This is a genomic window from Deinococcus pimensis DSM 21231 (assembly GCF_000519345.1).
GTDB classification, from domain to species: Bacteria; Deinococcota; Deinococci; order Deinococcales; family Deinococcaceae; genus Deinococcus_A; species Deinococcus_A pimensis.
The window spans coordinates 1,875-7,953 of record NZ_KI912615.1; the positions used below are offsets into that span (position 1 = coordinate 1,875).

General features: G+C 71.4%; 6 protein-coding genes. 3 read left to right on the plus strand and 3 right to left on the minus strand.

Going from position 1 to position 6,079, the window contains the following annotated elements:
- The coding region (clpB, locus tag DEIPI_RS27215; RefSeq protein ID WP_045233316.1) for an ATP-dependent chaperone ClpB at positions 1 to 2,323 on the plus strand (2,323 nt) is incomplete at its 5' end.
- Positions 2,324 to 2,378: 55 nt separating this feature from the next.
- Here clpB and DEIPI_RS35130 read toward each other — a convergent pair.
- Positions 2,379 to 3,080 carry a stalk domain-containing protein gene (locus DEIPI_RS35130; protein ID WP_052351538.1) on the minus strand — a complete coding sequence of 234 codons (702 nt, stop codon included), beginning with the start codon at positions 3,078 to 3,080 and terminating at the stop codon, positions 2,379 to 2,381.
- 163 nt (positions 3,081 to 3,243) lie between these two features.
- On the opposite strand from DEIPI_RS35130, the gene DEIPI_RS0100135 reads away from it, so the two are divergent.
- Positions 3,244 to 3,756, plus strand: a complete 513-nt coding sequence (locus DEIPI_RS0100135) for a pyridoxamine 5'-phosphate oxidase family protein (protein WP_045233318.1) — start codon at positions 3,244 to 3,246, stop codon at positions 3,754 to 3,756.
- A gap of 79 nt (positions 3,757 to 3,835) precedes the next feature.
- Entirely contained in the window at positions 3,836 to 4,717 is an 882-nt protein-coding gene (locus tag DEIPI_RS0100140; RefSeq protein WP_027480445.1) for an aldo/keto reductase, read from the plus strand.
- Positions 4,718 to 4,822: 105 nt separating this feature from the next.
- Here DEIPI_RS0100140 and DEIPI_RS0100145 read toward each other — a convergent pair whose 3' ends face one another.
- Together DEIPI_RS0100145 and DEIPI_RS0100150 are read right to left on the minus strand one after the other, a co-directional pair.
- A complete protein-coding gene (locus tag DEIPI_RS0100145) occupies positions 4,823 to 5,428 on the minus strand; it encodes a hypothetical protein (RefSeq protein WP_027480446.1) in 606 nt (201 codons plus the stop codon).
- A 79-nt stretch (positions 5,429 to 5,507) separates the two neighbouring features.
- Complete coding sequence (locus DEIPI_RS0100150; protein WP_027480447.1) at positions 5,508 to 5,870, minus strand: hypothetical protein; 363 nt, start codon at positions 5,868 to 5,870, stop codon at positions 5,508 to 5,510.
- Positions 5,871 to 6,079 lie beyond the last annotated feature (209 nt).

The following is a 6,079-nucleotide window of genomic DNA, read 5'->3' on the forward strand; positions in this document are numbered from 1 at the left end:
CCTCGACCCCGCCTCGGGGCGCGCCCTCGCCGAGGCCGACAAGCTGGCGCAGGACCTCGGGGACAGCTTCGTCGCCCAGGACGTCCTCGCCGTCGCCCTGCGCGGCGAGTACCGCGGAAGCGCCCCCCTGCCCGACGCCCGCGCCCTGCGCGAAGCCCTGACCGCCCAACGTGGAGGAAGAACCGTGGACAGCAAGACCGCCGAGCAGTCCTTCGACGCCCTGAACAAGTACGGCCTCGACCTCACCGAACGCGCCCGCGAGGGCAAGCTCGACCCCGTCATCGGCCGTGACGAGGAGATCCGCCGCACCATGCAGATCCTGCTGCGGCGCACCAAGAACAACCCCGTCCTGATCGGCGAGCCCGGCGTCGGCAAGACCGCCATCGCCGAGGGCCTCGCCCAGCGCATCGTCAAGGGCGACGTCCCCGAGGGGCTGCGCGGCCGCCGCATCGTGACCCTGCAGATGGGCAGCCTCCTCGCGGGCGCCAAGTACCGCGGCGAGTTCGAGGAGCGCCTCAAGGGCGTCATCCAGGAAGTCATCGACAGCGCCGGAGAGGTCATCCTGTTCATCGACGAGATCCACACCATCGTCGGGGCGGGCAAGGCCGAGGGCGCCGTGGACGCGGGCAACATGCTCAAGCCCGCCCTCGCGCGCGGCGAACTGCACCTCATCGGCGCCACCACCCTCGACGAGTACCGCGAGATCGAGAAGGACGCCGCGCTCGAGCGCCGCTTCCAGCCCGTCACCGTCGACGAGCCCAGCGTCGAGGACACCATCAGCATCCTGCGCGGCATCAAGGAACGCTACCAGGTGCACCACAACGTGGAGATCACCGACAGCGCCCTCGTGGCCGCCGCGACCCTCTCGCACCGCTACATCAGCGACCGTCAGCTGCCCGACAAGGCCATCGACCTCATCGACGAGTCCGCCGCGCGCCTGCGCATGGCCCTCGAAAGCAGCCCGGAGCAGATCGACTCGCTGGAGCGCCGCAAGCTCCAGCTGGAGATCGAACGCGAGGCCCTGCGCCGGGAGAAGGACGAGGACAGCCAGCAGCGCCTCTACGACATCGAGGACAGCCTGCGCGGCGTCACGGACGAACTCGCGGGGCTCAAGGCCCGCTGGGAGGCCGAGCGTCAGGAACTCGCCGCGCTGCGCGAGAAGCGCGAGCAGCTCGACGCGGTCCGCGTGCAGATCGAGGCGGCCGAGCGCGACTACGACCTCAACCGCGCCGCCGAGCTGCGCTACGGCAGGCTCCCGCAGCTCGAACGCGAGGTGCAGGACCTCGAAGGCAGGCTCAAGGGTGCCGAGTTCGCGCACCAGGAAGTCACCGAGGAGGACATCGCGAGCGTCGTGAGCCGCTGGACCGGCATTCCCGTGTCGCGCCTCATGGAGGGCGAACGCGAGAAGCTGCTGCGCCTCGAGGAGGAGCTGCACCGCCGCGTCATCGGGCAGGACCGCGCCGTCGTCAGCGTCTCCGACGCGATCCGCCGCGCCCGCGCCGGACTCGCGGACCCGCGCCGCCCGCTCGGCAGCTTCATGTTCCTCGGGCCCACCGGCGTCGGCAAGACGGAGCTCGCCAAGGCCCTCGCGGCGTTCCTGTTCGACACCGAGGACGCCATGGTCCGACTCGACATGAGCGAGTACATGGAGAAGCATACCGTCGCGCGCCTCATCGGGGCGCCTCCCGGCTACGTCGGGTACGAGGAGGGCGGCCAGCTCACCGAGGCCGTCCGCAGGCGCCCCTACAGCGTCATCCTGCTCGACGAGATCGAGAAGGCCCACCCGGACGTCTTCAACGTGCTGCTGCAGGTCCTCGACGACGGCCGCCTCACGGACGGTCAGGGCCGCACCGTGGACTTCCGCAACACCGTCGTGATCATGACGAGCAACGTCGGCTCCCCCATCATCCTGGAGGCGCAGGCGCGCGGCGAGGACCCCGAGACGATCCGCGAGCGCGTCATGGGCGCGCTGCAGGCGGGCTTCCGCCCGGAGTTCCTCAACCGCGTGGACGACATCATCGTCTTCGACGCGCTCACCTCGGCGGACCTGCACCGCATCGTGGACATCCAGATGAGCGACCTGCGCCGCCGCCTCGCGGAGCGCCGCGTGACCCTCAACCTCACGGAGGCCGCCAGGGACCACCTCGCCCGCGTCGGCTACGACCCCAGCTTCGGCGCCCGGCCCCTCAAGCGCGCCGTCCAGCGTGAGGTCGAGACACCCCTCGCGCGGCGCATCCTCGCCGGGGAGGTGACGGACGGCACCAGCCTCACCGTGGACGCGCAGGACGGCCGCCTCGTGTTCGGCGCGGCGCTCGTGAACTGAGCTCGAACGAGGGAAGGCCGGGAACCGTCGTGGTTCCCGGCCTTCCCTCGTTCGTTCACCGGGTGCAGTCTAGCCGAACGCGGAAGCTGGGGTTCGCGGCCGTGTAGGGCACGCCCGGCGGGCGCTCCACCGCCACGACGAGCTTGTCGGGCGCGGCGACCGCGCCGTCCGCGCCCGGCGGGGGGAAGTACGTGAGGCGGAACGCGTTCGGCGCGCCCTGCGGCACCGCCTTCGTCGCGATGGCCTGCAGATCGAGGACGCTGCCCACCGGGCCGCTCGTGCCGCCGTCCTTGAGGGCGAGCTGGAAGTTATCGAGCTCGTACCCCGCGCCGCCCGCGCCCGTCCCGGCGAGGTCGCGCGCGCTGGTGGTGCCGTTGCGGAACTCCACCCCGAGCGCGTAGCCCTTCTGCCCGTCCGGACCCGTGACGTTCTCCACGCGCGTCACGCGGAAGCGCCACACGCCGTTGAAGAGCACCTCGTTCACGCAGCCCTCCAGGGCGGCGCGCTGGTCCGAACCGCCCGCGGGCGCGCCCGAGGGGGCGCCCGGCAGCGTGACCGAGAGGCGCGTGCCGCTCACGCTGCTCGTCGCGCCGGCGGAGCGCAGGGCGTCGAGCGGCACGTAGGTGCGGCCGTTCACGACGATGGCGGGCACGCTGCTCGCCCGCCCGTTGAGGGTGAGCTGCAGCGTCCGCGTCGCCTGGGCGAGCGCGACACCCACGCCGAGCGCGGTGCACAGGACAAGGACGGTTCTGTTCATGGGACCTCCCCGGAGAAGCGAACGGATGGGCTGACGCCCCATCCTACCGGGTGGCAGAGCCTTCTCACAGGAAGCCCCGCGAAGGCAAAGCGGCGCTTCACACAGTCTTGAAACCGTGCCAGGCAGCGCAAAGCCGGGCGCGCCCCCCCTCCAGACTGCCCGCATGGCACAAGCGACCGAGCAGATGACGCACGATCAGGCCGTGAAGAAACTCGCCGACCTCGTCCGGGACATCCGCATCGCGATGTTCACGAGCGTCTCCGAGGACGGCAGCCTCCACTCGCGCCCCATGGCGACGCAGCACACCGACTTCGACGGAACGCTCTGGTTCTTCACGTGGCGCGACAGCGCCAAGGTGGACGAGTTCGAGGCCCGCCCGAACGTCAACGTCGCCTTCAGCGACCCGAAGACGCAGACGTACGTGAGCGTCGTGGGCCGCGCGCGGATCACCGACGACGCCGCGAAGAAGCAGGAGCTGTGGAACCCCGCGCTCAAGGCGTGGTTCCCCGACGGGCTCGACGACCCGAACCTCACGCTCATCAAGGTGGACGTGGACGGCGCCGAGTACTGGGATTCGCCCAGCAGCGCCGTCGTGCACCTCTACGGGGTCGTGAAGGCCACCCTGACCGGGAAGCCCGCCACGGACGTCGGCGAGAACAAGAAGATCGAGCTCTAGGAGCGCGCCGTGGGGGCGGGGACGACATGTCCCCGCCCCCACCGGTTGACGTGCCCGCCCGCGCGGGCCATGATGCCGCATGCTTGAAAGAGAGTTCGGCAACACGGGCCTGCGCGTCTCCGCGCTCGGCTTCGGCGCGGGGCACGTCGGCGGGCACGACCTCGGCGAGGACGAGGCGGGCACGGTCCTCAACCGCGCCGTGGACCTCGGCGTGACGCTCATCGACACGGCGCGCGGCTACGGCCTCGCGGAGGAACGCGTCGGGCGGCACCTCTCGCACCGCCGGGACGACTTCGTGCTGTCCACCAAGGGCGGCTACGGCGTGGAGGGTACGGACGACTGGACACCCGAGAACATCCGCCTCGGGATCGAACGGGCGCTGCGCGTCATGCGGACCGACCGCATCGACGTGTTCCACCTGCACTCCTGCCCGCTGGACGTGGCGCGACGTGAGGACCTCCTCGCGGAGCTCGACCGGGCGCGGGAGGCGGGGCTCGTGCGCGTCACGGCCTACAGCGGCGAGAACGCCGCGCTGGACTGGGCGGTGGGCAGCGGGCGCTTCGGGAGCGTGCAGACGAGCGTGAACCTCGCGGATCAGCGCAGCCTGCACCACGACCTGCCGCGCGCGCGGGAGGCGGGGCTCGGCGTGATCGCCAAGCGGCCCCTCGCGAACGCCCCGTGGCGCTTCGCCGAGCGGCCCACCGGGCAGTACGCGGAGGTGTACTGGGACCGCCTGAAGGTCCTCGCGCTCGATCCGGCCGGGCTGGACTGGGACGAGTTCGCGCTGCGCTTCAGCACCTTCGCGCCGGGCGTGTCGAGCGCCATCGCGGGCACCCGCTCGCCCGAGCGCCTCGCACGCAACGCCGAGATCGTCGCGCGCGGACCCCTGCCGCAGGACGTGCTGGACCGCGTGGAGGCCTCGTGGGCGGAGCACGGGGCGGACTGGGGCGGCGAGGTGTAGGGAAGCCGTCGGCGGTCAGGCTTCAGCATTCAGTGGAAAGCGCGCCCGAGAGCGGCGCGCTTCCCACTGATCACCGGTCCTTGATCGCTGACGGCTGACCGCCGCTTACTTCTTGGCCTCGTCGGCGGCCTTCTGCGCGCCGCTCTTCACGTCGGCGGCGACGTCCTGCGCGCCGCTGCGCACGTCCTGAGCGGCCTTCTGCGCGTCCGCCTTGAGGTCCTGCGTGGCGGAGCGGGCGGAGTCGGCAGCGTTCTGAACGGTCTGCTGCGCCGTCTGCTTCGCGTCCTGCATGCCCGCGCCGCTCTGACCCTGCGTCTGCTGGACGTTCTGACGGACGTCCTGCGCGCCCGACTTCGCCTCCTGCGCGACGACGCGCACGGACTCGGCGGCGGCGTCCTTGACCTCGCTCAGCGCGCCCGCGATCTGCTCCTGCGCGCCGGACTCGCGGAGGTTCGTCACGCCCTGCGTGGCGGCCTCCTTCACCTTCTGGTAGCCCGAGGTGGCGGCCTCCGCGACACGGCCCGCCGCGTCGGGCACGCCGTACTCCTGGAGCTTGTCGCCGACGACCTTGCGGTTGCTGGGCTTGCTGAGGTAGTACCCGACGGCGGCGGCGCCCGCGAGGAGCAGCAGGGAGCCGAAGCCGGACCCCCGGCGTTCGCGGACGGGTTCGAACACGGCTTCGTACTCGGTGGTGCGGTTCTTTCTGGCCATAGGTGACACCTCCATGTCAGGTGGTTTTCAGCCTAGGCTCACGCGTCCTGCACGGGATGAGGTGGGGCTCAGGGGCACTTTAGGGGGTGGGGGACGCCCCCGGCAGTCCGAGGCGCCGCGCGAGCTCCTCGCCGACGACGAACTCGTCGCCGTCCACGCGCAGCAGCACGCAGGCACGCGGCAGGTAGAAGGCCTTGATGGCGTCCCAGGCGGCGTCCTCGTCGGGCGCTTCGAGTTCGAGGTCCTCCAGGGTGCCCCACACGTCCCCGTCGATGTCGTCCGCGCGCAGGGCCTCCACATACGCGCTGAAGGCGTAGGCGTCCACGGTCTCGTCGGGCGCGGCGCGCTCACCGGGCGCGAGCTTCACGAGGCGGTCGTCACGCTGGGCGAGTCCCGACAGGAAGGTCTCGAACTGATCGCGGGTGAGGGTGATGTCGTCCATGCGGCCAGTGTAGAGCGGCTCCCGCCGCGCGCCCGGGTGCGGGGACGAACAACCTTCATTCATGCGGCGCGTGCCCCCCTCGCGCGGCCGCGCGGCCTAGACTGGGGCATCATGCGACGTGCACACGTGTGGGTGGTGGCGCTGGCCCTCCTTCAGCTGGGGGCGGCCCTCGCGCAGTCCGGCGGCGGCTTCGGCGGCAGCGGCAGCTC

Excerpts from the sequence above, each read along its gene's own strand:
- DEIPI_RS35130 (WP_052351538.1), bottom strand. The coding sequence starts at position 3,080 with ATGAACAGAACCGTCCTTGTCCTGTGCACCGCGCTCGGCGTGGGTGTC.
- DEIPI_RS0100135 (WP_045233318.1), top strand. The coding sequence starts at position 3,244 with ATGGCACAAGCGACCGAGCAGATGACGCACGATCAGGCCGTGAAGAAA.
- DEIPI_RS0100140 (WP_027480445.1), top strand. The coding sequence starts at position 3,836 with ATGCTTGAAAGAGAGTTCGGCAACACGGGCCTGCGCGTCTCCGCGCTC.
- DEIPI_RS0100145 (WP_027480446.1), bottom strand. The coding sequence starts at position 5,428 with ATGGCCAGAAAGAACCGCACCACCGAGTACGAAGCCGTGTTCGAACCC.
- DEIPI_RS0100150 (WP_027480447.1), bottom strand. The coding sequence starts at position 5,870 with ATGGACGACATCACCCTCACCCGCGATCAGTTCGAGACCTTCCTGTCG.